The sequence below is a fragment of the Myxococcus sp. CA005 genome, assembly GCF_006518205.1.
Taxonomy (GTDB): domain Bacteria; phylum Myxococcota; class Myxococcia; order Myxococcales; family Myxococcaceae; genus Myxococcus; species Myxococcus xanthus.
The window spans coordinates 128,506-154,411 of sequence record NZ_SRLV01000008.1; the positions used below are offsets into that span (position 1 = coordinate 128,506).

Consider the following 25,906-nt stretch of genomic DNA (forward strand, 5'->3'; position numbering starts at 1 on the left):
TGAGGCCACTTCGGGGGCGGGCACCCAGCGTTCGAACACCCATCCGTTGGGCTCGGCACTCCTTGGATTCGGCTCAGCGGCTTTCGCTCTCCGGATGCCCGGGGAGCTGGTGGAGCAGGGGCGCTTCCAGGCTCCTCGCCCGTGCAGCCTCGCGCGCGAGGAAGGCCTGCCTCGCGCGCAGGATGTCCTGGCCTCGCCGTGCTTCGAGGACCTCGAGATAGGGGCCGACACTCTTCCTGACGCGGCAGATTTCCGCGAAGTGTCGAACCTCATCCGAGGTGGTGAGCCCTGAGAGGAGGGCGTCGTGGAGTGCACGCACGGCGATGGGGAATCCCAGCTTGTTTCGATACTTGAATAGGTCCGCGACCGTCTTCGCGACGCCGTAGACGGTGATGGGCAACCCCCAGAGCAGGCGGTGCTCGATGCCCTCCGTCTGTGCTCGCCCCGAGAAGCGAACCACCTGGAGCGGTGGCTGGTCCCAGCGCGGTTTACGCGCATGCGCTCCAATGGCCATCCAGACCTCGGTGGGGGATTCAGGCAGCAAGCCGTGGAACCACAGCGCGGACTTCAAGCAGAGCACGCCCCGGGGGACGCGCTTCACGGCAATGGCCGCGGCTGTCACCATCGCGCTCGAGCGAGCCCAGACGCCGGGCGCGACTTCTCGCAGGGCTCCGACATTGCACAGCAGGTTGAGCTGGCTGCGTGCAGCGCCATGTGCCTCCAGGTCTCGAGATCGCAGCAACCCCAATGACTCCGCCAGCGCGGCCACGGAAGGCCGGCTCTTGTAGCCAGGCCTCCGGCGCATTCTGCTTCCCATTCCCCATCCCTCCCCAGCGCTCGGCGTTCCCGGAGCGCATTCCGAGAGCAGCGTACCGGGGAGGCCCGACAGACTTTCTGCGCCTCAGCGCGTGGCCTGCTCCTACGAGGAGAAGGTGAACTCCGCGCGGCGGTTCCTACGGAGCGCATCTTCCGTGTGCGCGTCCGACAGCGGGCGCTCCTCGCCGAAGGAGACGATGGAGAGCTGCGAGGACTCCACGCCCAGGTTGCGCAGGTAGTCGCGCACCACGGCCGCGCGGCGGTGGCCCAGCGCGATGTTGTACTCCGTGGTGCCCAGTTCGCAGGTGTGGCCCGACACCGTCACCCGCGTCAGGGGGCGCTCCCGCAGGCCCGTGGCGAGCTGCGCGAGCATGTCGCGCGACTCGGGCCGCAGCGTGGCCGAGTCGAGCTCGAAGTACACCGGGTCCGCCGACAACGAGCCCATTGCCCGGCGGGCTGCTTCTTCATCCTCATCGGCGTTGCGGGTTGACGTCGCCGCCGTGGCGGTGGGGCTCCGGTGCTGGTCCGGAAGATTGTCCGTCAGGGAGGACGGCTTCTGCTTGGAGGCGCAACCAACCAGACTGACCGCGGCAATGAGAGACAAGAGGGTTCGGTTCATGCCTCCTGTCATTTTCAAGCCCCGTGCCGCGCCCCCATCCCTCTGAGACACCCCAACTGTGGCCCGCTCACCGTTGCAGCGTGCCCAGGTCAGCGTTGCGGATTGCCTTCCGCGCGCTCGCGCCGGTGGATGGTGGAGACGTCGATGCCGAGCAGCTCGGCCGCCTTCGTCTTGTTTCCCCCGCAGCGGGCCACGGCCCAGGCGATGTACTCCGTCTCCAACTGCCGCAGGGGAACGATGGTGCGCTGTGCAGCGGCCAGCGGGTGATTCTCCTGGCTGGTGTCCGAAGGCAAATGGGGGCGCAGTTGCGGCAGATCCACCACCTCCGTCGAGCCGAGCACGACCAGCCGCTGCACCAGGTTCTCCAGCTCGCGCACGTTGCCCGCCCAGGGCAGGGCCCCCAGCGCTGCCAGCGTCTCCGGGGAGAACCGCTGCACGACGGAGCGCGGATTGCGCGCCTTGGCTTGCTGGAGGAAGTGCTCGATGAGCGCGGGGATGTCCTCGCGGCGCTCGCGCAGGGGCGGCAGCCGCAGCGTGACGACGTTGAGCCGGTAGAAGACGTCCGCGCGGAAGCGGCCTTCCTTGACGCGCGTCTCCAGGTCCTGGTGCGTCGCGGCCACCACCCGCACATCCACCGTGCGCGAGCCGTCCGCGCCCACGGCCCGCACCTCGCCGTCCTCCAGCACGCGGAGCAGCCGGGCCTGGAGTTCGGGGGCCATGTCGCCAATCTCGTCCAGGAACAGCGTGCCGCCGTCCGCCTCCACGAAGAGGCCACGCCGGGCCGTGGTGGCGCCGGTGAAGGCGCCTTTGACGTGGCCGAACAGCTCACTCTCCAGAAGCGCGTGTGGCAGCGCGGTGCAGTTGACGGCCACGAAGGGCCCCGCGCGCCGGGTGCCCTCGAAGTGCAAAGCCCTGGCGACCAGCTCCTTGCCACTGCCGCTCTCGCCGCGCACCAGCACCGGGGCGCCGGACCAGGCCACCCGCTCAATCAACGCGTAGAGGTCGCGCATCGCGGTGCTGCTGCCCACCAGGGCGCCCAGGCCCCCACGGTCCGCGGCCTGCTGCTTGAGCGTGCGGTGCTCGGTGCGCAGGCGGCGCTGCTCCAGCGCGCGCTCAAGTGACAGGCGCACCTCGTCCAGCCGGAAGGGCTTGGTGAAGTAGTGGAACGCGCCGCGCTTCATCGCCTCCACGGCGCTCTCCACGCCGCCGAAGGCCGTCATCATCACCACGGGCAGGTCCGGGTCCAGCTTGCGCGCGGCGTCGAGCACGTCGAAGCCGTCCACGTCCTGCATGCGCAGGTCGCACAGCACCGCGTCGTAGACGCGCGCGCGCAGTTGGGCGATGGCATCCGCGCCGCCGGTGGCGATGTCGACCTTGTAGCCGTCGTCCGTCAGCGGTTCCTTCAACATCTGCCCCATCTCGACGTGGTCGTCGACGACGAGGACCCTGGCTCTAGACGACATGTCGCTCCTCTCCGGCGGGTGCCGCGGCGGGCCAGCGCACGGTGACGCGGGTGCCTCGCTCTGGCGCGCTGTCCAGTTCGATACGGCCTCCGTGGTTGCGCACGATGTGCGCCACCATCGTCAGGCCCAGTCCGGTGCCCTGGCCGCGCTTCTTGGTGGTGAAGAAAGGGTCGAAGACCTGGTGGACGTGGCGGGGGGCGATACCGCAGCCGTTGTCCTCGACGTCCACGCGCACCATGCCCCAGGCGCCCGGTGTGTCTCCGGTGTCCATGCTCGCGCTCAGCCGGACGCGTCCGCCGGCCCCGCACGCGTCACACGCGTTGAGCACCAGGTTGATGAGCACCTGCTGGAACTGGTCGGGGTCGGCCGCCACCGCGGGCACGGGCGAGGCGACCGTCACCTCCAGCTTCAGGCGCCGCCGCTCGGCCTCCATCCACAGCAACTCCCGCACGCTGTGCACCAGGGGCTCCAGTGGGACTGTCTGCGCGTCCGCTGGCCGGAGCCGGGAGAAGTCGAGCAACTGGCGCAGCGTCCGGCTCACCCTGTCTATCTGCCCGACGATGGTGCCCAGGCCGGCCGCCTGCGGGTGCTCGCGTCCCAGCTTCTCCTGCACGTACTCGGCCCGGCCGCGGACGATGCCCAGCGGCGTGCCAATCTCATGGGCGATGCCCGCCGCCAGCACGCCCACCGTGGCCAGCTTCTCCGCGCGCAGCAGTTGTCCTTCCAGCGCGCGCAGGCTGCTCAGGTCCTCGATGACGACCAGCGTGTGGACCTCCGGCGTGTTCGGCTCCAGCGGCACCGCGTGGACGTTGTACTGGCCGGGCTCTTCGAAGAGGCAGAGCGGTTCACCGTGGAGGCTGCGCACCCGGCCGTCGCTCGTGGCCGCGTGGACCAGGTCCTCCAGTCGCTGGATGACGGGGGCCTGGGCCTGGGGAAAGGCCGCCGTCAGGGGCTGGCCCACGACGTCCGCCGGCATGCGGGCGCTCAGCGCGCGGTTGGCGGCGGAGATGTGCCGGGTGGAGGAGAGCGCCAGGACCCCGGTGGGGATGTTGTCGAGAATCTTCTGCGTCTTGTCGTGCAGGTGCGCCAGCCGCTGCGCATGGAGCTGGCTGTCCCGCAGGGCTTCCGCCCGGCTGCGCGCGAGCACCACGTACACTCCGAAGGCGATGAGGAACCCGGAGACGAGCACCGCCGCCAGCGACAGGCGCAGCACCAGGCCGCGCTCATGGATCCGGAGCACGCGCGTCGACGCGAGCGTCGCCACCGGCCATGCCGCGCCATTCTTGAACCGCACCGGGCTGAAGGTGGCCACCACCTCCGAGTCGCCCAGGCCGAGCCGGGCGGCCTCCTTGCGCTCGATGATGCGCGTGCCCGACTCACCCGCGCGAAGCGCCCGCGCCAGCGCCGCGAGGCCGGGCGTCTGGTGGCCGTCGGTGTCCAACCGCCGGTACCTGTCCGCCAGGTTCGGGTGGGTCAACGCCGTCGGCGTTCCATGGACTCCCAGCACCAGAAGTTGCGTCTCCGAGTCCGACGCGAGCAGCTTCAGCGGGGCGAAGCGCGGCTCGGCGTCCACCAGCACCACGACGACGCCGCCGCTGTCCTGCGCGTCCTCCGGCAACGCGGTGGCGAAGGCGCGCAGCCAGCCCGATTGGGCCCGGGGAAGGGGCGGGGATGAGATGACGTGGCCCGGCGGATGACTGCGGGCCTGCGCCACGGTGAGGGCCAGGTCCTCCGCGGTGAACTGGTGCGTCATCGCCGCCGCGCTGCGCCGGTCCACCAGTCGGAGCCGTTCCTGTCCATCCGTGCCGAAGACGAGGATGGCCTTGTACTGACCCACCGCCTCCAGCAGGGCGCGCATCTCGCGCCGGTGCTCCTCGGCGGTGCCCGGCTGGGCCAGCAGCTCGCCCGCGAAGCGCAGGTCCTCCTCCGCGCTCTCCAGGGCGGCGGAGACGCCGCGCACGGCCTCCAGGAGCTGCGCCTGTCGCTCGCGGGCCATCTGGTCCACCAGCGCTTGCCGGTCGCGCTGCATGAAGTGCAGGACGCCCGCGATGACGCCAGAGAGCATCAGACACAGCAGCAGCACGGGGAGGACAGGCAGGCGCATGAACACGGGACGCAGGGGCGACACCGGCGCGGGGGCTCCGGTGCTTGCCGGGCCTCCACGCCGCCTGGCAGCGCTTCGTCCCGGAGGAAAGCTCCTCCGGTAGCAACGCCCGTGCCCCCCGGCTTGTGCCTCTGAGCGGAGGCACAAGCCCCATGGCGAAGCGCCGCAATCTGCATGGCCCCCGTTGCATCCTGCCAGGGCCAGCGCGGGTGACGCGCGATGGCGAAGGCAGGTGGATGGGGCCAGTGGCTGCTTCAGCGGCGGGACGCCTGCTGGGTGAGCTGCTGGGACGCCTCGCGCACCGTGCCCTGGATGCGGCGGAGGTTCTGCGGCCCCATCCGCAGCAGGTGCTTCTGCGCGGCCGTCAGCCCTTCGAGCTTCGGGTCGGCGTAGACGAACATCGCGCCCTTGGGGACCACCTCGATGTCACCGTCGATGACAGGGACGGCGAGCACCTGCTCGAAGGCGAGGTGGAGCGTGGCGTCGAAGGTGCTTCCGGGGCGAGCCGTCTCCATGTGGAGGCGCTCGGCCAGGTGACGCACCTCGCGGTAGGTGGACACCAGCACACCCATGTCGAGCGAGCCCACCACCTTGCCGATGACGTCGTAGCGCGCGTAGCTCTGCTTTTCGATGACGAGCTTGCCGGCCTTGCGGCGTGCCTCGAAGGTGCCGGCCGGAGCGAGGAAGCTCACCGCCTCGCGGGGGCTGTCACCCTGGGCCACGTTGCCCACGACGGTGACGAAGCGGCGCAGCAGGTCCTGCTCCTTCAGCCACGTGGCGAACTCCGGCATGAGCGACGCCCGGGCGAGCCGTGTGCGCAGCAGCGCGTCCATCTCCGCGGAGGAGGGCAGCGGCGGCTCCGCGCGCGGCGCCAATCCGGGGTGGGACGGCTTGGGGATGACCGCCATGGAGGGATGCGGCAGCTCCGTCGCCGACTGGCGCAGCACCAGCCACGTGCCCACGCCCGCGAACAGCATCACCAGCGCCGCCACGCCCACGCCCCAGTGCATCCGGCGCTGGGTCTTCGTCACCACTTCAGGGTTGCTCATGCGTCCATCCTCCGAGGGATGCCGCATGGGATTGCAGCCGCGATGCCAGCAGAACCGCGCCGCCGTGAAGCCGCGCGTTTCCCTCTGAGACGCGGGCCGCCGTGTGGCCCCGGGGCCACGCTCGGCCGCCTTGCGAGCGTGGCGTGCTGCGCGGCATCCCGTGGCGAAGCGCCACGGGGCGCGCAGGGGATTGCTACGCGCGAGGCCGGGACGCGCCCGAGTCGTCATCCGTGGCGGTGAGGGCGGCCTCGGCTGGGGCCTCGGACCAGCGGATGTGGAAGGTGGCTGCGGTGCCGTCGAACTCCTCGGGGATGCTGACCACCCGCCCCCCACCGCACAGCTCCACCGCGCGCGCCAGCAGGCCCGCGGAGAAGGTGGGCAGGTCCGCCAGCACGTCATTCATCCGCAGCTCCACCGAAGTGGGGCTCCGCTCGACGATTTCGACCACACTGAAGTTGTTGCCGGCGCGAAAACCCATGCCCGCGCGAAGCAGCATCCGCCGGGGCCCGGCCAGCCGGACGACGCCCAGCAGGGCCCGGCCGAAGAAGGTGCCGAAGTACGCGTCCATGAACCGCTCGCCCAGCGAGTAGTAGGCCGCCTCGGCGGGGACGCCGCCGTAGACGTGGCCGGCGGCGATTCGGAGGAACTCCTTCCACTGCTCCAGGGTGTAGGCCCGCTCCAACTTCTGGTCGAGCTCCAACCCCGCCCGGCGCAGGTGCTCACGGCACGCCGGAGTGAGGCGGTTCTCGAGGGCGCGCACGAAGAGCGCCTCGACGGTCTGGTTGAAAACAAGCTTCTCGGAAGGAGTCATAGAGGCGCCCCGTATACACCGGGCGGGCCGTGGGATGCTTGCCTACCGGTGAAGTTTTGTTCAGTGAAACTGTCAGCGAGTGTCAGAACGACCTGCGTCACGTACTGGCTGTCAGAGCGACATGTGGGTGACACGCGCAGGGCGCACCTCCTGGTTCCTTGACGGGGAGTGCAGTTATTCCAGTTCTATCCCATCCATGCGAGGACCTGGGAGGGGGGCGTTCACGGGCAGGCACGAGAAGGCCATTGCGCCCTGGGGAGCTCGGCCGCAATGACGGAGGCCATGGACACGCGCGCCCCTGGTACCTCGAAGACGGACCCGTCCTACAACGTGCTCCACCAGCAGCGGACGCGGCTGCCGCTGGACGTCCTCTTCGCGCCGCGCAGCGTGGCCGTCGTCGGGGCCACCGAGCGGCCGGGCAGCGTGGGGCGCACCGTGTTGTGGAACCTCATCAGCAACCCCTTTGGCGGCACCGTCTACCCCATCAACCCGAAGCGGCCCAACGTGCTGGGCATCAAGGCATGGCCGTCCCTGGGGGCCTTGCCGGAGCGGGTGGACCTGGCCATCGTCGTCACGCCCGCGCGAGCGGTGCCCGGCGTCATCCAGGAGTGCGCGGAGCTGGGCATCCGCGGCGCCATCATCCTCTCCGCGGGCTTCAAGGAGATTGGGGCGGAGGGGGAGCGCCTGGAGCAGGAGATCCTCCGCCTCGCGCAGGCGGCCCAGGTGCGCATCATCGGTCCCAACTGCCTGGGGGTGATGCGCCCGCCCAGCGGCTTCAACGCGACGTTCGCCGGCGCCATGGCCCGGCCGGGCAACGTGGCCTTCATCAGTCAGAGCGGCGCGCTGCTGACCTCCATCCTGGACTGGAGCCTGCGCGAGGCGGTGGGCTTCAGCGCCTTCGTGTCGGTGGGCTCGATGCTGGACGTGGGCTGGGGCGACCTCATCGACTTCCTGGCCGACGACCCGATGACGCGCTCCATCCTGCTGTACATGGAGTCCATTGGCGACGCGCGGGCCTTCCTCTCCGCGGCGCGCGAGGTGGCGCTCACCAAGCCCATCATCGTCATCAAGGCTGGCCGCACGGCGCAGGCCGCGCAGGCGGCGGCGTCTCACACGGGCTCGCTGACGGGCAGTGACGAGGTGCTCAGCGCCGCCTTCCGCCGCACCGGCGTGCTGCGCGTGGATTCCATCGCCGACCTCTTCTACATGGCGGAGACGCTGGCCCGGCAGCCGCGCCCCGCGGGCCGGCGCCTCACGGTGCTCACCAACGCGGGCGGCCCTGGGGTGCTGGCCACGGACGCGCTGGTGTCGGGGGGCGGCGAGCTGGCCACGCTCAGCGCGTCCACGTTCCAGGCCCTGGACGCCTTCCTGCCGACGCAGTGGAGCCACAGCAACCCGGTGGACATCCTGGGCGACGCGGACCCGGAGCGCTTCGCGAAGGCGCTGGAAGTCACCGGCCAGGACGAAGGCAGTGACGGGCTGCTCGTCATCCTCACGCCGCAGGACATGACGGAGCCCACGCAGACGGCGGACCGTCTCAAGCCCTACGCGAAGCTGCATGGCAAGCCGGTGCTGGCCAGTTGGATGGGCGGCTCGGAGGTCGCGGCCGGGGAGCGCATCCTCAACGATGCGGGCATCCCCACCTTCGGCTATCCGGACACGGCGGCGCGCATCTTCAATTACATGTGGCGCTACACGTACAACCTGGCGGGCCTGTATGAGACGCCCGCGTTGGCGCAGGCGGTGAGCAGCGCCCGGGACGAGGTGCGCCAGTGGGTGGAGTCAGCGCGCGCGGAAGGGCGGACGCTGCTGACGGAGTACGAGTCCAAGAAGCTGCTCGCCGCGTATGGCATCCCCACCGTGGAGACGCGGCTGGCGGTGACGGAGGACGCCGCGGTGGCGGAGGCCGCGGCCCTGGGCTTCCCGGTGGTGGTGAAGCTCCACTCGCTCACGGTGACGCACAAGACCGACGTGGGCGGCGTGCGGCTGAACCTTCCGGATGCGGAGTCCGTGCGCGCCGCCTTCCGGGACATCCGGACGCGGCTGGAGGCGCTGGGGCAGGGGCGCGCGTTCGACGGTGTCACCGTGCAGCCCATGGTGCGGCTGGATGGCTATGAACTCATCCTGGGCAGCAGCGTGGACGCGCAGTTCGGTCCGGTGCTGCTCTTCGGCGCGGGCGGGACGTTGGTGGAGGTGTTCAGGGACCGGGCGCTGGGCCTGCCGCCGCTGAACACCACGCTGGCGCGGCGGATGATGGAGCAGACGCGCATTTACGAGGCATTGAAGGGCGTCCGGGGCCGCCCACCCGTAGACCTGAAGGCGCTGGAGCAACTCATGGTGCGCTTCAGCCAGTTGGTGGCGGAGCAGCGCTTCGTGAAGGAGGTGGACATCAACCCGCTGCTGGCCTCGCCCGAGCGGCTGCTGGCCTTGGACGCGCGCGTGGTGCTGCACCCGGCCTCGGTGACGGAGGCAGAGCTGCCGAAGCTGGCCATCGAGCCGTACCCGGACCAGTACGTGGCGCCCTACCGGTTGCGCAGCGGCGAGGAGATTCTGCTGCGGCCCATCCGCCCGGAGGACGAGCCGAAGATGGCGGAGTTCCACCGCACGTTGTCGGAGCAGACGGTGTTCCTGCGCTACGCGGGGTTGATGCAGTTGAGCACGCGCGTGGCGCACGCGCGGCTGTCCCGCATCTGCTTCAACGACTACGCGCGGGAGATGGCGCTGGTGGCGGAGCGCAAGGACGGAGAGCTGCTCGGCGTGGGCAGGCTCACGCGGCTGCGAGGCACGCGCGACGCGGAATTCGCCATCCTCATCAGCGACCCGGTGCAGCGGCAGGGGCTGGGCGCGGAGATGCTGAAGCGGCTGGTGGACGTCGGCCGGGACTGGGGCATGGAGCGCATCGTCGCGGACATCCTCGCGGGCAACCGCGCCATGCAGACCATCAGCCGGAAGCTGGGCTTCTCCATCCTCCAGCACGAGGAGCTGTCGCCGGACATGGTCAAGGCCGTGAAGGTGCTGTGACGCTCGCTGGAGTCGGGCGTTCACCATGCCATCGCCCCCAGGGACTGGGGGCATTGTCCGGAAGCCGTCACGCGCGAAGCGCCGTCACGCCCGGGGCTGCGACTCCCGGGCGGACGGCTGCGCGTCGCGGCTACGGCTGCTTCGCGTTGTAGAGGGTGGTCTGGATGTTCGAGGCCTCCTGGAGGTGGGCCTGGACCGTCTTCCGAATCGCCATCAGTTCATCCTTGAGCGCCGGGTTCTGCACTTGCATCGCGAGCAGAGAATCCCCCAGCAGGGCGGTACCGGCGTGGGCGGCGACCTGCGCATCCATCACCGACACGTCGAAGGCAGGGGCCTGCGTGGCGCTCACCATGTCGACGGTCTTCTGCACCGTCTGCTCGAGGTGCTGCGACACCGGGCTCTCCGCGGGCGCGATACCCTGGGCCGTGGCCAGCTGCTCCAGGCGCTGGATGACCTCTGAGTGCATGGTGACCATGCGTGCGTTGAAGTCACGTGCCGTCGGGTCGGTGGCCTGCGCCTGGCCCACCTGGCCCAGCATCACCTCGCCCGCGTTGGCCACCAGGAGCACACCCAGAATCTGGCCGTCCGTGAGCGTCACTGGATGGCCCGCGGCCGCCTGCTGGGGCCCCAGCGTGTTCTCGTTGGCGCTGCTCTCTCCACAGCCGGCGAACATCACGGCCGTCCCCACCATCGCCACACCCAACATCGCTCGTGTGATTCGCATGACTCTCGTCCCCCTCAACTGCTGTTCAGCTGAAGGTTGGGCAGTTGAAAAGCACACCGCCATGGACGGGAAGAACGAGCGAGATGTGCACGCGACAACGCTTCGGTGGACGGGGGGGCAGCCGTGGCGGCGCAGCAGTTCGTAGAAGTCCGTGCGGTTGTGGCTGGCCATGCACGCGGCGGTGGCCACGTTGCCCTTGGAGTGCCGCAGCGCCTCGCACAGGTCAGCGGTTTCTCGTCTCGCGCAGCGTCGGCAGCTCACCGGAGGCGCTCAGCAGCTCCGGCTCCTCTTCGCGCGCGGAATCCGACAGCGCTCGCGCGGCGGTGGGCGGGTCGAACATGCGGGGCAGGAAGAGGGGGGCGCCACGCGTCGCGCTGAACAGGGCTTCGCGCGTCTGCGTGGCGCCGGTGAATGCGGCCCCGGACGTGGCCGAACAGCTCACTCCCCAGCAACTCTGGTGGTCGCGCGCCGCAGTTGACGGCGATGAAGGGACTGCTGGCCCGGCGGGACAGCGCGTCCGGCAACGGTGTGGCGGTGAGGCGCACCGCGTGAAGCGGCGTCAGAGCCCCATCATCCCACCGGACCGCGAGCCTCCCTAGCCGCTGCCGTCGCCGGACACGCTGTCGCCGCCATTGGCACTGTCCAGCCCTTTACTTCCCGAGGCCGGACCACCCGCGCTGCTTCCTCAGTTGTGCAAGCCCGTGGCTCCACCCGAGCCACTGCCGCCTTGGCCGGTGCTGCTGCCGCCCCCCGTCACGCTGTTGCCGCTCGACAGGCTGTCCCCACCGGAGGCGCTGTGGCCACCCGTGAGGCTGCCCCCGCCTCCGAAGCCACCTCGGCCAGCGCCGCTGCCACCCGCGGCCCGGCTGCCGCTGTCCCGCGGGCCGCTGCCACCACCGGTCCGGCTGCCGCTATCGCGCGGGCCGCTGCCACCACCGGTCCGGTTGCCGCTGTCCCGCGGGCCGCTGCCGGGTGTGTATGCGCTCGCGCCTGGAGTCTCGCTCCGGCTGCCGGTCCCGCCGTGGGCTCCCGCGCCACCCGTGCCGGTGTCGGCGTGTCCTGGTGCCGGGCCCGGCCCTGCGCCAGCATTCCCGCCGTCAGCCGTTGGAATCGTGGTGGTGGAGGGACCGCCTTCCAGCCCCGCGATAGCCGGGGCCTCGGCAACATCGGCCGCGTCCACCGTGGGGCCCCGTCGCTGCTCACAGCCGCTCCAGAGGCAGGGCGCGGAAACCAGACCTCCCAGCAGCGCCGCGCGCTTGAGGCGCGTCATCTTCTGTCTGACGGTTCTCCGCATCCCCACCCCCTGACCTTCAGTCCATGGGCAACGGTACGGAGCGGGCCGGGGCCCGGGTATCGCGCCCCCGGCCCTTGCGCCCGGAGACTCGCGGACACTCCTCCAGGGGGCCTCCCCCCGGCCCTTCCGTGCGGGAAGGGGGCGCCTGCCGTCACGCCCCGTGCCGCCGATTGCGATTTTCCCGGTAGGGGCCGGGCGCGCCGCCTATTGTCCACGGGTGATGGCCACTCCTGAAATCCAAGCTCCGCTCGCCGCACTGCTCCCCAAGAAGGGCGAACCGCCCCTGGACGCGGATGAAATCCTCAACCGCTTCGTCGGCTACGTGGCGGCCAATGGCTTGAGCCTCTATTCGGCCCAGGAAGAGGCCATCCTGGAGCTGCTGGCGGGCAAGCACCTGTTCCTCAAGACGCCCACGGGCTCCGGCAAGTCGCTGGTGGCGACGGCGCTCCACTTCAAGGCCATGGCGGAGGGGAAGGTCTCCTTCTACACCTGCCCCATCAAGGCCCTGGTGAACGAGAAGTTCTTCGCCCTCTGCGACGCCTTCGGCGCGGAGAACGTGGGCATGCTCACCGGCGACGCGAGCATCAACCGCGACGCGCCCATCATCTGCTGCACCGCCGAAATCCTCGCCAACCTGGCCCTGCGCGACGCGAGCGCCCGCGTGGACTACGTCGTCATGGACGAGTTCCACTACTACTCGGACCGCGAGCGCGGCGTGGCCTGGCAGTTGCCGCTCATCGCGCTGCCGGACACCACCTTCCTGCTGATGTCCGCCACGCTGGGCCCCACGCACGTCATCGAGGAGAGCCTGACGAAGCTCACCGGCCGGGAAGTGGCCACCGTGCGCAGCGCCGAGCGCCCCGTGCCGCTGGACTTCGACTACCGCGAGTCGCCGCTGCACGAGACGATTGAAGACCTGATTGCTCGTGGGAAGTACCCCATCTACCTGGTGAACTTCACCCAGCGCACCGCCGCCGAGCAGGCGCAGAACCTGATGAGCGTGGACTTCTCCACCAAGGAGGAGAAGGAGGCCATCCGGCTGGCGCTCCAGGACGCGCCCTTCGACACGCCCTATGGCAAGGAGTTCCAGCGCTTCCTGCGCCACGGCATCGGCATGCACCACGCCGGCCTGCTGCCCAAGTACCGCCTGCTGGTGGAGAAGCTGGCCCAGCACGGACACCTCAAGGTCATCAGCGGCACTGACACGCTGGGCGTGGGCGTCAACATCCCCATCCGCACGGTGCTCTTCACGCAGCTCTTCAAGTTCAACGGCGAGAAGCTGACCACGCTGAGCGTGCGCGACTTCCAGCAGATTGCCGGCCGCGCGGGCCGCAAGGGCTTCGACACCCAGGGCAGCGTGGTGGCCCAGGCGCCCGAGTACGTCATCGAGAACATCAAGCTGGCCGCCAAGGAGGCCGCGGGCAAGAAGAAGACGCCCAAGGCCAAGCCGCCGCAGAAGAACTTCGTGCAGTACGACCGGAGCACCTTCGAGCGGCTCCAGAACGGCATGCCGGAGCCGCTGGAGTCCCGCTTCGCGGTGTCGCACGGCATGATTCTCAACCTGCTCCAGAGCGACCACCAGACGGAAGGCAACGGCGGGTACAAGCGGCTGGTGACGCTGGTGCAGCGCAGCCACGACTCGGACTACCTCAAGCGCCGGCACCTCAAGGAGGCCGCGCGCGACTTCCGCACGCTGCGCGGGGCGGAAATCATCGAGGTGGAGAAGGGGCAGGGCGGCTCGGGTGCCACGGTGAAGGTGGCGGGGGAGATGCAGCACGACTTCAGCCTCAACCACACGCTGTCGCTGTACCTGCTCGACACGTTGGAGCTGTTGGATCCGACCACGGACACGTACGCGCTCGACGTGGTGTCGCTGGTGGAGGCCATCCTGGAGAACCCGGACGTGGTGCTCTACGCGCAGCTCAACCAGCTCAAGGGCGAGAAGATCAACGAGCTGAAGGCGCAGGGCGTGGAGTACGACGATCGCATGGCGGAGCTCGAGAAGCTCGAGTGGCCCAAGCCCAACCGCGACTTCATCTACGGCACCTTCAACAAGTTCGCGCAGAAGCACCCGTGGGTGGGCGAGGAGAACATCCGGCCCAAGTCCATTGTCCGGGACATGTTCGAGCGGTTCATGTCCTTCCCGGACTACATCCGTGAGTACGGCCTGCAGCGCAGCGAGGGCGTGCTGCTGCGGTACGTGAATGACACGTACAAGACGCTGGTGCAGACGGTGCCGGAGCGCTTCCGCACGGAGGAGGTGGAGGACTTCATCGACCATCTGCGCGCCACGCTCCGGCAGGTGGACTCCAGCCTGCTGGATGAGTGGGAGCGCATGCGCAACCCGGACGCCGCCGTCGAGGCGAAGCCGGTGGTGGAGCTCAAGCCGAAGGAGCTCACCGACGACCCGAAGGCCTTCGCCGCGCGCGTGCGCGAGGAGCTGCACCGGCTGCTCAAGGCGCTGGGCCAGAAGCGCTACATGGACGCGCTGGCCATGCTGGACAACGCGCTGGGCGAATGGACGGCCCCCAAGCTGGAGCAGGCCATGGCGCCGTACTTCGAGGAGCACAAGGTCGTGGTGCTCACGCCCCAGGCGCGCAAGCCCGCCAACACCTTCCTGAAGGAGTCCGGCACGCGGCTGTGGGAGACCCAGCAGCGCATCATCGACCCGGAAGGGCACGGCGACTGGATGATTGACTGCGAGATCGACCTGCGGGACAGGCGCCTGGATGAGGGCCCCATCCTGATGCTCCGCCGCATCGGCGTGTAGCCCGGCTCAGTCCTCGGAGGCCGGTGTCTCCGAGGGTCGCGCCGCCGACAGCGACTCGGGCTCCGGCGGCGTCAGCTCACTCACCTCCAGGCCGCCGCCCGCGCCTGGCGTGAGCACCATCCGCCATTCGCCCGCGGCCAGCACCACGCGGTCCGTCTCACAGCGCACTTCCAGCCCCGCGTCCTCGACGGTCCACGAGCCCGCCCACACCGTCGTGAGCGACTCGCAGCCGGCGTCGTCGCACGCCTGCGTCTCCGCCACCCACACCCGGCCCTCGGGCGCGGCGGGGCAGGACAGCGGCTCCGCGTAGCGAAGGACGGGGCCGTCCACCTCGCCTGGGCCCGCGTCGGGGAACATCGACTCGGAGGGGAGCAGCTCCGCGCCACGCGCGGCCCTCGCCTCCCTCGGCACCCCGTCGAGCATCGCCGTCTCGGCCAGGGCCACCGGCGCGGCCAGCCAGCCACACAGCAACGTCACCTTCCACCCCCGCATCGTCCACATGGCGACAAGCTCCTCGGCCGCGGTGTCGTTCGCGGCCCACGGGAGGCCTGTTGTGCAAGGCCTGGACCGGGCGGGTGTGTGGCTCAGGAGCCACGGGGCCGGGTGGCTTTCGGGCGGTGGCGCGTGCTGGCGCGTTTCGGGGCCGAGTCGGCCGGGAATGACAGACGCCTCGCCGTGATTCGCGGGCGCACGTCACTTTCTCGCGCGGAAATGCGGGCCAGTTCGCTGCTCAGCGGCTACCGTCGCACCATATGGCCCGACTGCGTGCCGTGGATCAGCCGCTGCGCCGGGATGTCCGCCTGCTTGGCCGGCTCCTGGGAGAAGTCCTCGTCGAACAGGAAGGGCAGGCGCTCTTCGACCTGGAAGAAGAAGTGCGCCGCCTCGCCATCCAGCGCCGCCGAGGCCCCGTGGCCGGCCGGCGCGCGGTGGCGGCCGAGCTGGCGGAGGTGCTCCAACGCCTGCCGCTGGAACGGGCCGAGCCGGTGCTGCGCGCCTTCTCCGTCTACTTCCAGTTGGTGAACCTGGCGGAGCAGCACCACCGCATCCGCCGCGCCCGCACCCACGCGGAGGTCGCGTCCGCCAAGCCCCAGCGTGGTTCGCTGGAGGCTACGCTGCAAGTGCTCAAGGAAGCGGGCATCCCCGCGGAGCGCGTGCGCGAGGCCATGCGCACCATGCGCGTGACGCTGACGCTCACCGCGCACCCCACGCAGGCCGTGCGCCGCACGCTGCTGGAGAAGCTCTACCGCATGGCGGGCCTGCTGGAGGAGCGGGACCGCTGCGAGCTGACGCCGCGCGAGTCCTCGGTGAACCTGGCGCTGCTGCGCGAGGAAATCACCCTCCTGTGGCAGACGGACGAGCTGCGCCGCGAGCGCCCCACCGTGGGTGACGAGGTGAAGAACGTCCTCTGGTACGTGGAGGAGGTGCTCGCCGACGAGCTGTCCCTGCTCCCCGAGCTGCTGGACTGGGCCTTCGAGCGCGCCTACGGCGAGCCGCTGGGGCCGGTGGACACGCCCGTGCGCATCCACTCATGGGTGGGCGGGGACATGGATGGCAACCCGCTGGTGACGCCCGACGTGTTCGCGGACACGCTGCGCGCGCACCGGGCCCGAGGACTGCGACGGTTGCTGCTTGACCTGGAGCGGTTGGGCGGGCGGCTGTCCCAGTCGGCGCGTCACGCGAAGCCGTCCGAGGAGCTGCTGAGCTCGGTGGCGAAGGACGCGGAGGAGCTGCCCGACACCGAGCGCCGCTACGGTCCCCGTACCCCGGGCGAGCCGCTGCGGCACAAGCTGCGCTTCATGGAGGAGCGGCTGCACCGTGCGCTCCACTACGTGACGCAGCAGCGCGCCGGGACGAGCGTCCCCATGCCGCAGGGCGCCTACCGCACGCCGGAGGCCTTGCTGGCGGACCTGGACGTGCTGGGCCGCGCGCTGGAGGCGTCGAAGGGCACGCACGCGGGACTTCGCGACGTGCGGCAGGTCCGGGAGCGGGTGCTCGCGCTGGGACTGTCGTTGGCGGAGCTGGAGGTGCGCGCGCCGGCCGAGGACGCGGTGAGCGCGGCGGGCTCGTTCAACGGGGGCCCGGCGCCGACGGAAGGTGGGGCGCGGCTCCTGGAAGTGCTGGCGCGGCTGAAGGAGGCCCAGTCGGAGTCGGGTGAGTCCGCGTGCCGCACGCTCATCCTCAGCATGGCCAGCACCGCCGAGGACGTGCTCGCGGCCTTCCGCTGCTTGAAGCACGCGGGCCTGTGGGACGAGAAGCGGGGCTGCGCCACGGCGAATGTGGTGCCGCTGTTCGAGCAGTTGGGCGCGCTGGACTCGGGCCCGGACGTGCTGCGCACGCTCTTCGCGGACGCGGAGTACCGCAAGCACCTGGACGTGCGCGGTGGCCAGGAAGTGATGGTGGGCTACAGCGACTCCGGCAAGGAGGTGGGGCTCCTGGCGGCCAGCGCGGCGCTGTACCGCGCGCAGGTGGCGCTCACGGAGGTGTCTCGTGAGGCGGGCGTCCCGCTGCGACTCTTCCACGGCCGCGGCGAGTCCGTGGCGCGTGGCGGTGGTCCCGCGCAGGAGGCGATTCTCGCGCTGCCGCCGGGCGCGGTGGCGGGTGGCTACAAGGCGACGGAGCAGGGCGAGGCGCTGGACCACAAGTACGCGCGCCCGGAGCTGGCGCGGCGCACGGTGGAGCTCATCCTGGGCGGCGTGCTGCTGCACACGCTGGATGCGCAGCCGCGACCGGAGCCCGAGGCCGAGCGCACCTTCCGCACCGTGTTCGACACGCTGGCGGAGACGGGGCGCAAGGCGTATCGCGCCCTGGTGTGGGAGGACCCACGGTTCCTGGAGTTCTTCACCGCCGCGACGCCGGTGGAGGAGATTGCGTCGCTGCCCATCGGCTCGCGCCCCAGCAAGCGCAGGGCGGGAGGCCTGGACACGCTGCGCGCGATTCCGTGGGTCTTCGCCTGGACGCAAAACCGGGCCATCCTCCCGGGCTGGTACGGCGTGGGCTCGGCGCTGGAGGCCTTCTCGAAGGAGGAGGGTGGGGCGGCGCAGCTCAAGCGCATGTACCAGGAGTGGCCCTTCTTCCGCGCCGTCATCGACAACGTCACCATGGTGCTGGCGAAGTCGGACATGGCCATCGCCGGGCGTTACGCGTCGCTGGCGCCTCCCGCCACCCGTTCGCTGTGGCGGCGCATCCAGCAGGAGCACCGGCGCACGCGCAGGCAGGTGAAGCGGCTGACGGGCGAGTCGAAGCTGCTCGACAACAACCCGCAGCTCCAGCGCAGCATCTCCCTGCGCAACCCCTATGTGGACCCCATGTCCTTCCTCCAGGTGGAGCTGCTCAAGCGCAAGCGCGAGGGCCAGGCGGAGGTGGATCGTCCACTGTTGCTCACGCTCAACGGCATCGCCGCCGGCATGCGCAACACCGGGTAGGCTCCGCGACGTCGGACATCCGAGGAGACGGTGATGGCCAGGGAGACGTTCAGCGTGGTGGAGGTCAACCCGGCGCACCGCTTCGCGCGGCTGCGGCCCGAATCGGGCGGGCCGCTCCTGCACGCGGGGCTGTACCCGGAAGAGGAGGCCCCGGAGCCGCAGCTCCAACTGCGTGAAGGGGACCGGGTGGAAGGCCAGCGGCGCGGGCAGTCGGTGGCGGACTGGGGCTGGGTGTCCCGCGCCGAGCCGCCCGCGGACCTGGTGGAGCGGATGGGCGAGCTGCTCGCGAAGTTGGAGAAGTACGAGCTGCGCGTGCCCGCCACGGCCTATGACCTGGCCGAGCACCACTGGCGGCAGAGCCGCGCCAACCCGCTGCACCTGGAGCTGCTCGCGCAGCTGCCCACCTTCTTCGATTGGGAGCTGTCCCACCCCTACGAGGACGGCGCGCTGTTGGAGCGGCTCCAGGCCGCCATGCAGCCGTACCTGCCCGGTTTCGAGGTGACGCCCCAGCCAGGCCGCGCCGCCTTCCGCCTGGAGCCCGGTGGACACGACGTGTCGGCGCCGGAGGGGAGCCGGGAGGCCCCCGTCTCCACCTTCGAGCCGCTGCTCCTCCAGGTGAACCGCCTGCTGGAGGGGGCCGGGGCCCCGGTGCGCTGGGTGCCCACGGAGGACGACTGGATTCTGGCGCCGCCGGGGCTCGCGGAGCTGCTGGTGCTCCACGGCGTGCTCGGCTCGCGCAAGGGCTGAGCGCGGGGGCGCGGCTAGAGGCCGCCCTCTTCGCGCAGCACGCGCGTGACTTCGTCCGCCATCACCCGGTGGCCTTCGACGCTGGGGTGGATGCCGTCCACATCCAGCCCGTCGAGGAACAAGTGCACGTTCGCTGGCTGGCGCGTCACCGCCTCCAGGTCGATGATGTCCGGGCCGGCGGCGCCGCTGCGGAGCCACGTGTTGAGCTCCGGCCGCTGGCTCTTCACCACTTCGTAGGGCGCGTAGTTCGACTTCTCCTTGGGCAGCAGGGTGCTGACCCAGGTGCGGCAGAAAGGCGCGAGCCGGCCCAGCATCGTGTTCATCCGCGCCTGGATGAGGGACAGGGAGTCCTTGTCGCCCAGGTCGTTGGTGCCCAGCAGGACGATGCAGTCGGTGATGCCCTGGAGCGCCAGCACCTCGCCGTCGAGGTGCGCCAGCGCGTCGTAGAAGCCCTGGCCACTCACGCCCGCGTTCACCACGGGCACGCCCAGCGCGGCCTCCACCTTGGCGGGCCAGGCGTTGCGCGTGTCGTTCTTCGTGTCGACGTAGCCCTCGGTGATGCTGTCGCCAATGGCCACGAAGGCACGGCCCGTGGAACCTTCCACGTCGACGGTGGCCACTCCGACGGCGCGGTCGAACAGGGTGCCGCCCAGCGCGCCCGTCACCAGCGCATGGTTCCCCACGCGCGCGAAGCTGCCTGGGAAGGCGCTGATGGTGCTGGCCGCCAGCGCGCCACGGGCCTCGAACGTGATGGCCAGTTCGTCCCGGAACGCCACCGGGAAGTCCACCGGGTCCGACGTCTTCCGCGAGCGCGCGTCCACGGTGAAGCCCTCCGCGCCATCGAAGGAGAGCTTCACCGGCGTGGACGCCAGCGCTCCATTGGCGCCCGCCTGGGCCACGGTGGCGCGCACCAGCGTCATGCTTCCGTTGCCCGCGCGGAACGTCACGCGGATGCGCCCGCCGTCACGCGCCACCGGCACGCGCATGCGGAAGGTCGTCACGCTTCCCGTTGAGTGGGACGCGCGGAGCGCTTGATGGAAGCCCGGTTGGAACGAAGTCGCCGGCGGCGCGAAAGGCGGCACGGCCTGCACCTCCCGCCCGTCGTTCAGCACCAACACGGGCGCGACTTCCAGTGACGCGTCCGGCGCGTTCTGTTCCATCGTGGAAGCGCGGCTGTCGTCGTCGGGTGGCAGGTCCCCGTCGGGTGGCTCCACCACGCTGCCAGTACACGCCAGCAGCGCGCTGCTCGCGCACACGACGACGCTCCGCCACCCCGGCTTCATTCCCATTCCCATTCCTCCCGGCTTTGCAGGATGCACACCACACCGTGCCCTGCCAGCCGGCCGTCTGGGAACCCTCCGCCTCCGAAGCCTCGTCTGCCTGGCCGCCCGCCACAGCGACCGGCCTGCTGTCTAGGGGACGCAAGCCCCCACGCCTGGGTTGCCATCCAATGCCCGGCAGCCGCCCGTAGAGCAGGCGGGCGTGCCACCGGGCTGACAGAGCGGGCGGCAGGTGAGGCCGCCTCCTGCATTCACACACGCGCTTCCCGGCGCGCATTGATTGCTGAAGTCGCACGACTGCCCCTCCGTCCGATTGCCGCTGCCCGCGCACAGCGGACCGGACGTGGACGGGTAGCAGCTCAGTGGCGCCTCGCAGTCATCGCCAAAGGGGGTGCACGCCGTGGACGGCGGGCCGCAGACCAGCGGCAGCTCCTTGGTGCCATCCAGGCGGAGCACGGTGTTGCACTCGCTCGTGTTCCCACATTGGGTCGTGGCATGGCACAGGCGCTGGCAAGTAAATCCACTTCCTGCGCCGTCAGGCGCCTCGCGGCAGAACAATCCTTGCCGGCAGGTGTCGTAGGCCAGGCGCCCGTCACTGGGCGCCAGCGTGCAGGGCGCGCCTTCGTCCGCGGTGCCCGGGGCCACGCAGCGCCGCTGGGTGACGTCATTCTCCATCGCATACGTGCAGCGCTGGCCCTGGGCGCAGTCCTGGGCCACCACGTCGCACTCCGCTTCGAAGCAGCGGCTGCCGGTGCCGCCGTCCGCCAGGTCCGCGAAGTAGCAGTCCTGGCCGTCGGCACAGCCTTCCTGCCGTGCCACGTTGCAGGCGAAGTCCCGCGCGCCGCCGTCCGCGTCCGTCCCGCCACCGTCCACGGTGGGCGTTCTGCCTCCATCGGTGCCCGCGTCCCGCGGGGCGCCGGGGCCCGGCCCGTTGCCGCCGTTGCAGGCCACGGCCCAGAGGGCCAAAGCCAGGGTTCCAGTCAACACATAGCGGCGGTCTACACGCATTCCAGAGCTCTCCCGGGGAAGTCTCCGAGGACATAGGCACCCGAATTCGATAGAGGGGGCCTCTTGAATCAGGCGTGGAAAGCAGCGGACACTTGGCTGGCGCCCGGGGCCTGGAGGTTGGCCTGGCGCGTCACCCTGTGGGACTGTGGGTGTGGGAAGCAGCGTGGTGTTCGCCAGGAGCGTCGAACGTGGGGGCTATCGGGTGCGTATGACAACCAAGGCGGCGGATGACATGGAGAACGGGGATCCAGCCGCATACGCGAACCGGCGGGCGGATGAGCGTGTGGCGGCGCGGTTCGAGGTTCGCTTCAACCAGACGCAGGACGCGGCGCGGGCGCTGCGTGCGTACTCCATCAACATCTCCGCGGGCGGCCTGTGCCTGCTGACGCGGAAGTCCTACGACGTGGGCTCCCACGTCCGGCTGTCCATGGCCATTGAAGGCGAGGAGTTCCACCTCACCGGCGTCATCGCCTGGGTGCGCGACGAGGCCGAGGCCATTGGCGTGCGCTTCACGGACATGAGCGACGAGGACCGGGCCCGGCTTCAGCGCGTGGTGGACAGCTTCAAGCGATAGCGGACGGGGGCACCTCGAATGACGGTGCCCGCCGCCTCGCCGCGGTCAGCGCTGGGATTCCGTATCGACGTGGCGGAACACGCCCGAGTCGATTTCGGTGAAGCCACACGCCGTGTAGAAGTTGCGCGTCTCCGGCGTCGTCGTCATGGGTGAGACGAGCTGGAGCTGCTTCGCGCTCAGCACCTTGCAGCGCTCCAGAATCTGCCGGATGAGCGCGCGGCCCACGCCGCGACGACGCCAGGTCTCCGTCACCACCAATTCGTCGATGGTGCCCACGCGTCCGCGCAGCCGGAGCTGGGGACGGTGGGAGAAGGACACCATGCCCACGGGCCGGTCCTGCGGGTCGCCGGCCACGAAGATTTCAATCTCCGGATGGCTGACGACCCAGTGGACCGTCTGCTGGTCCGTCCCCTGGGGGTAGCCCAGCTCCTTGAGGAGCGACGCCATGGCTTCGGCGTCACCCCGGCGGGCGCGGCGGATACGGAAGGCCGGCGCATCAGCGCCAGCGACGGGAGTGGCTGTCCGGAAGATTGGCTGTGACAAAGCTTTTGGAGTCTAACGAATGGGCCGCCATCCCTTCAAAGAGGAATGGCGGCCCGGGGTGCTTCTCCCGTGAGACAAGGGGCTCACGAGCAGGGGATTGTGGGTGCCGCTCTTACGGCTGCTCGCCCGCGAGCGACCGGATGGCGGTGGTGATGTCACCCAGTTGCGGCACCGACGCCATCTCCAGCGCGTCCGCCAGGCCGATGCCCGGCAGGAACTTGCCGGCCAGCAGCCGCGGCGGGGCCAGCAGCGAGTAGAACAGCTCCTCCACCGTGCGGCGCACCAGGTGCTCGCCGAAGTTCGTCACTTCGGTGTCCTCGTTGACGAAGAGGACGCGGCCCGTCTTCTGGACGGAGGCCTTGATGAGCTCCCAGTCGTACGGCCACAGCGAGCGCAGGTCGATGACCTCCGCGCTGATTCCGTCCGCGGCCAGCGTCTCCGCGGCCTTCGTGCACAGGGGCAGGGTGCGGCCGTAGCTCACCACGGTGAGCTGCGTGCCCTCGCGCACGATCTTGCCCTTGCCGAAGGGCACCGCGTACGCCTCCAGGCCCGTGGGCCACTGCGGCTTCCACTGGGAGCGGTCTCCCAGCGGCGCGTCGATGAGCTTCGACAGCGCGCGGTCATCCTCCGGCTCGCCCGGAATCCGCTCCTCGCCCTTCACGCGCAGGAGCGCCTTGGGCTCCAGGAACATGACGGGGTTCTTCTCCTGGCACGCGGTGATGAGCAGCCCGTACGCGTCCAGCGGCGTGGAGGGCATGACCACCTTCCACCCGGCGATGTGGGTCATCGTCGCGTCGAACGAGTGCGAGTGGTAGATGGACCCGCGGATGCCGCTGCCCACCGGCGTGCGCACCACCATGGGCAGGTTCCAGTCACCGAAGGTGGACCAGCTGGTGTTGCCCGCCAGCTTCAGCAGGTCGATGGTGTTGTAGACGTAGTCGCAGAACTGGATCTCCGCCACCGGCCGTCCGCCGGCCATGGCGATGCCCATGGCCGCGCCGATGATGCCGCGCTCGTCCAGGGGAGAGTTCCACGTCGTCTTCAGGCCCTGCGTGCAGGTGAAGACGCCGCCCAGGGGGGCGCCCACGTCCTCGCCGAAGATGTCGGTGACGCCCAGGTGCTCCTCGGCGTAGTGCAGGGCCATGCGGATGGCCTGTGCCATGTTCGCCATGGGTTACTTGTCCTCCGCGTAGATGTGCTTCCAGATGGATTCGGGGTCGGGCTGTGGCTCGTCGCGCACCTGTCGGGCGGCGGCGGCCATCTCCTCGGTGTAGCTGTTGCGCAGCGCGTCCATCTGCTCTCGCGTCAGGACGCCGTCCTTCTCCAGCTTCGCCTCGAAGTCCGTGAGGCAGTCGACTTCGTTGCTCACGTAGTTGGCTCCGGAGGCGGACGAGTGGCCGTACAGGCGCGACACGTTGGCCTCCAGGAGGAAGGGCTTGCGCTCCGTGCGCACGTAGGCCATGGCCTCGCGCAGCTCGGTGTAGGCCTCCACGGCGTCGTTGCCGTTGATGGTCTTGCTGCGGATGCCAAAGGCCTTGCCGCGGTCGCTGATGCGCTGCTCGCCGTGCTGGCCCTCCGCCGCCGTGGAGATGCCCCACTTGTTGTTGGTGACGATGATGAGGATGGGCAGCGGGTTGGCGGGGCGGCTGCTCCACACCAGGCACGAGGCGAAATCGCCCTCGGCCGTGCCGGCGTCGCCACCGGTGACGATGGTGATGCCGTCACCGCCGTGGCGCTTCTGCACCATGGCCGTGCCCGGGGCGATGGCGTACTGGACCTCGATGGGCGAGGACACCGGCGCCACGTTGTACTTCCGGGCGGAGTAGTGGCCCGCGAAGTTGCGGCCGCCCGAATACGGGTCCGTGGCCGTGTTCTTCATCTGCCGCAGGGAGCCGATGGGCTCCTCACCCAGCGCGAGCAGGGTGCCGGACTGCCGGTAGTGCGCATGCAGATAGTCGAAGTCGGGGCCCTGGCCCTTCTTCATGAGCAGGCCCAGGGAGACGTTGAACGCCTCCTCGCCGGGGCCGCCAATCCAGAAGTATCCGTGGCCTTGCTTGTACATCTGGATGAGGCGCTCCTCGAGGACGCGCGTCTTCACCATGAGGTCATGGATGCGGACCAGCAGCTCCCGCTCGAGCGGCGCGGACGCTTCTGAGGATTCTTTGATGAGTCGGGGACGAGACACGCGCGACCTTCCTCTGGCTGGAGGGGACGCCCCTATAACCCGGATACGTGCCTCCCGCTCAAGGCAGTTGATGGGCCGCCTGCCGGACGTCAGGCGGAGAGCACCTTCTGGCGCGGCGCGGCAATCAGCGGGGCTCATCCGTGGCAGGAGTCCGCCCGTGCCGCAGCGCGGTAATCCGCTCGGTGAGTGGGGCCTCACTGGCCGTCCCGGCGTGTTCGGAGATGAGGGCCAGCGTGTCCTCGGACAGCTGCCGGGCGTGCGAGCTGTCCAGCAGCGAGGCCAGTTCCTGGAGCCGCCCGGTGTGCAGCAGCGCCAGCACCAGGGCATGGCCGGTGCGCGCCAGGGGCGCCTGCGTGAAGGCGGATTGGAGCGAGCCCACGGCCAGCTCCGGCAGCCCGTTGTCCAGGAGCATCTCGCCCACCAGGGCCGGATCATGAGGGCCCTCCAGGTCATCATCTGCATCGGCCGCGCCTGGGGGGCGGGGCGTTCCGCGCAGCTCGTCCATCAACTGCTCGATGGAGATGGCGCCCGCCGGTGCCGCCTCGGGCTTGCGGACCAGGCGGGGGAGGGCGAACCGCCGCTCGGCGGGGCGCCGCTTCGGCGTGCGGCGGAGCTGCTCGAGGTTCATCACCCCCAGCACCATCGCCAGCATCCCCATCCACAGCTGCTTCGACCAGATGGCCAGCCCCAGCACCACCACCGCCGTGGCGATGCCCACGCCGAGCACCCCCCGTTCGTGGCGGTAGCCGCTGCGGGCGCGCACCAGGTCCGCCAGCAGATGTCCACCGTCCAGCGGCTGCATGGGCAGCAGGTTGAAGAGCCCCCAGCCGATGTTGACCCACAGGAACTGCCGCACGCCCTGGTCCGCCAGTCCGCCCGGCTCACCCAGGGGAACGAGCTGCGACAGACCCCAGATGAGCCCTCCCGCCAGGAAGCCGATGCCCGGCCCGGCGAAGCTCACGAAGGCCGACTGCTGGTGAGTGAGGTGCGCGGCGTCGTGGGTCTGGGTGGTGCCGCCCATTCCGTGCAGCTCGATTCGAGCGGGACAGCCGTAGCGGCGGAAGGCCAGCGCATGCCCCAGTTCATGGAGCAGCACCGACACGAAGACGATGCCCACCCACAACGCGAGCCGCGCGGGCTCGGAGATGAGCGTCCAGCCCGTCATCAATGCGACGACGAAGAAGAGCGGATGGAGCCGGACGGGAAAGCCGGCCACGTGGAAGTGGGGCCGCATGGACATCCGACTGTAACGGGCGCACCCGCACCGCGCCCGGCGAAGGGGGGAGGCGCGGCGGACCCGGGTGAATGACGCGGGGCTCCAAGCAGGCCATGACATTGGCATGACATGGCTTCAGTGACATGCCGGCCGTGGCGTCTTCCCCGGCGCGGCGTGGATGTGGGGACAGGGCCTCGCGAAGCACGAGAAGTGAGATAGAGTCTCGAAACACCCCTGTTTCCCCCCGCGCTCCCCCGCGC

At 70.0% G+C, this 25,906-nt stretch carries 21 protein-coding genes and 1 pseudogene; 5 read left to right on the forward strand and 17 right to left on the reverse strand.

Going from position 1 to position 25,906, the window contains the following annotated elements:
• Window positions 1-73: 73 nt before the first annotated feature.
• The 6 genes from FMQ63_RS05460 to FMQ63_RS05485 form a co-directional block, all read right to left on the reverse strand.
• Window positions 74-805, reverse strand: a complete 732-nt coding sequence (locus FMQ63_RS05460) for a type IV toxin-antitoxin system AbiEi family antitoxin domain-containing protein (RefSeq protein ID WP_011554577.1) — start codon at window positions 803-805, stop codon at window positions 74-76.
• Between the two features lie 114 nt (window positions 806-919).
• Window positions 920-1,435, reverse strand: coding sequence for an OmpA family protein (locus FMQ63_RS05465; RefSeq protein WP_011554576.1), 516 nt, complete (start codon window positions 1,433-1,435; stop codon window positions 920-922).
• 89 nt (window positions 1,436-1,524) lie between these two features.
• Window positions 1,525-2,898, reverse strand: a complete 1,374-nt coding sequence (locus tag FMQ63_RS05470) for a sigma-54 dependent transcriptional regulator (protein ID WP_011554575.1) — start codon at window positions 2,896-2,898, stop codon at window positions 1,525-1,527.
• Window positions 2,888-5,002, reverse strand: a complete 2,115-nt coding sequence (locus FMQ63_RS05475; RefSeq protein ID WP_026129731.1) for a nitrogen regulation protein NR(II) — start codon at window positions 5,000-5,002, stop codon at window positions 2,888-2,890. The genes FMQ63_RS05470 and FMQ63_RS05475 overlap by 11 nt, the downstream gene beginning before the upstream one ends.
• Window positions 5,003-5,256: 254 nt before the next feature.
• Window positions 5,257-6,051 carry a DUF3014 domain-containing protein gene (locus FMQ63_RS05480; RefSeq protein WP_225909351.1) on the reverse strand — a complete coding sequence of 265 codons (795 nt, stop codon included), beginning with the start codon at window positions 6,049-6,051 and terminating at the stop codon, window positions 5,257-5,259.
• 193 nt (window positions 6,052-6,244) lie between these two features.
• Window positions 6,245-6,862: a DUF2378 family protein gene (locus FMQ63_RS05485; RefSeq protein WP_011554572.1), complete on the reverse strand. Its 618-nt coding sequence runs from the start codon at window positions 6,860-6,862 to the stop codon at window positions 6,245-6,247.
• 282 nt (window positions 6,863-7,144) lie between these two features.
• On the opposite strand from FMQ63_RS05485, the gene FMQ63_RS05490 reads away from it, so the two are divergent.
• A complete protein-coding gene (locus tag FMQ63_RS05490) occupies window positions 7,145-9,883 on the forward strand; it encodes a bifunctional acetate--CoA ligase family protein/GNAT family N-acetyltransferase (RefSeq protein WP_026113986.1) in 2,739 nt (912 codons plus the stop codon).
• 130 nt (window positions 9,884-10,013) lie between these two features.
• Here FMQ63_RS05490 and FMQ63_RS05495 read toward each other — a convergent pair whose 3' ends face one another.
• The 4 genes and pseudogenes from FMQ63_RS05495 to FMQ63_RS05505 form a co-directional block, all read right to left on the reverse strand.
• On the reverse strand, window positions 10,014-10,607 hold the full coding sequence (locus FMQ63_RS05495; protein WP_225909350.1) for a DUF4142 domain-containing protein: 594 nt from the start codon (window positions 10,605-10,607) through the stop codon (window positions 10,014-10,016).
• Between the two features lie 223 nt (window positions 10,608-10,830).
• Complete coding sequence (locus FMQ63_RS38535) at window positions 10,831-11,049, reverse strand: hypothetical protein (protein WP_011554569.1); 219 nt, start codon at window positions 11,047-11,049, stop codon at window positions 10,831-10,833.
• Window positions 11,050-11,068: 19 nt separating this feature from the next.
• Window positions 11,069-11,152 (reverse strand): annotated as a pseudogene (locus FMQ63_RS38540) (hypothetical protein); the annotation flags it as partial.
• A 140-nt stretch (window positions 11,153-11,292) separates the two neighbouring features.
• Window positions 11,293-11,901, reverse strand: a complete 609-nt coding sequence (locus FMQ63_RS05505; protein ID WP_141276562.1) for a hypothetical protein — start codon at window positions 11,899-11,901, stop codon at window positions 11,293-11,295.
• A gap of 220 nt (window positions 11,902-12,121) precedes the next feature.
• On the opposite strand from FMQ63_RS05505, the gene FMQ63_RS05510 reads away from it, so the two are divergent.
• Window positions 12,122-14,671 (forward strand): RNA helicase, encoded by a 2,550-nt coding sequence (locus FMQ63_RS05510; RefSeq protein WP_011554568.1) that lies wholly within the window; start codon window positions 12,122-12,124, stop codon window positions 14,669-14,671.
• 6 nt (window positions 14,672-14,677) lie between these two features.
• On the opposite strand, the gene FMQ63_RS05515 is transcribed toward FMQ63_RS05510, so the two are convergent.
• Window positions 14,678-15,172, reverse strand: coding sequence for a hypothetical protein (locus tag FMQ63_RS05515; protein WP_011554567.1), 495 nt, complete (start codon window positions 15,170-15,172; stop codon window positions 14,678-14,680).
• A gap of 251 nt (window positions 15,173-15,423) precedes the next feature.
• Between FMQ63_RS05515 and FMQ63_RS05520 the strand changes: the two genes are divergently transcribed.
• A complete protein-coding gene (locus tag FMQ63_RS05520) occupies window positions 15,424-18,093 on the forward strand; it encodes a phosphoenolpyruvate carboxylase (protein ID WP_011554566.1) in 2,670 nt (889 codons plus the stop codon).
• A 33-nt stretch (window positions 18,094-18,126) separates the two neighbouring features.
• The gene (locus tag FMQ63_RS05525; RefSeq protein WP_171452215.1) at window positions 18,127-18,840 is read left to right on the forward strand and encodes a hypothetical protein; all 714 of its coding nucleotides are present in this window, start codon (window positions 18,127-18,129) and stop codon (window positions 18,838-18,840) included.
• Between the two features lie 14 nt (window positions 18,841-18,854).
• Here FMQ63_RS05525 and FMQ63_RS05530 read toward each other — a convergent pair whose 3' ends face one another.
• Both FMQ63_RS05530 and FMQ63_RS05535 read right to left on the reverse strand, forming a co-directional pair.
• The gene (locus FMQ63_RS05530; RefSeq protein ID WP_020477876.1) at window positions 18,855-20,129 is read right to left on the reverse strand and encodes a GDSL-type esterase/lipase family protein; all 1,275 of its coding nucleotides are present in this window, start codon (window positions 20,127-20,129) and stop codon (window positions 18,855-18,857) included.
• Window positions 20,130-20,252: 123 nt separating this feature from the next.
• Window positions 20,253-21,128, reverse strand: a complete 876-nt coding sequence (locus FMQ63_RS05535) for a hypothetical protein (RefSeq protein WP_011554563.1) — start codon at window positions 21,126-21,128, stop codon at window positions 20,253-20,255.
• A 208-nt stretch (window positions 21,129-21,336) separates the two neighbouring features.
• On the opposite strand from FMQ63_RS05535, the gene FMQ63_RS05540 reads away from it, so the two are divergent.
• On the forward strand, window positions 21,337-21,702 hold the full coding sequence (locus FMQ63_RS05540) for a TIGR02266 family protein (protein WP_216608601.1): 366 nt from the start codon (window positions 21,337-21,339) through the stop codon (window positions 21,700-21,702).
• A 45-nt stretch (window positions 21,703-21,747) separates the two neighbouring features.
• On the opposite strand, the gene FMQ63_RS05545 is transcribed toward FMQ63_RS05540, so the two are convergent.
• The 4 genes from FMQ63_RS05545 to FMQ63_RS05560 form a co-directional block, all read right to left on the reverse strand.
• Window positions 21,748-22,149, reverse strand: a complete 402-nt coding sequence (locus tag FMQ63_RS05545; RefSeq protein WP_225887811.1) for a GNAT family N-acetyltransferase — start codon at window positions 22,147-22,149, stop codon at window positions 21,748-21,750.
• A 208-nt stretch (window positions 22,150-22,357) separates the two neighbouring features.
• The gene (locus FMQ63_RS05550) at window positions 22,358-23,416 is read right to left on the reverse strand and encodes an alpha-ketoacid dehydrogenase subunit beta (RefSeq protein WP_011554560.1); all 1,059 of its coding nucleotides are present in this window, start codon (window positions 23,414-23,416) and stop codon (window positions 22,358-22,360) included.
• Between the two features lie 3 nt (window positions 23,417-23,419).
• Window positions 23,420-24,430: a thiamine pyrophosphate-dependent dehydrogenase E1 component subunit alpha gene (locus tag FMQ63_RS05555; RefSeq protein ID WP_011554559.1), complete on the reverse strand. Its 1,011-nt coding sequence runs from the start codon at window positions 24,428-24,430 to the stop codon at window positions 23,420-23,422.
• 124 nt (window positions 24,431-24,554) lie between these two features.
• Entirely contained in the window at window positions 24,555-25,664 is a 1,110-nt protein-coding gene (locus FMQ63_RS05560; RefSeq protein WP_225909349.1) for a M50 family metallopeptidase, read from the reverse strand.
• Window positions 25,665-25,906: the final 242 nt, after the last annotated feature.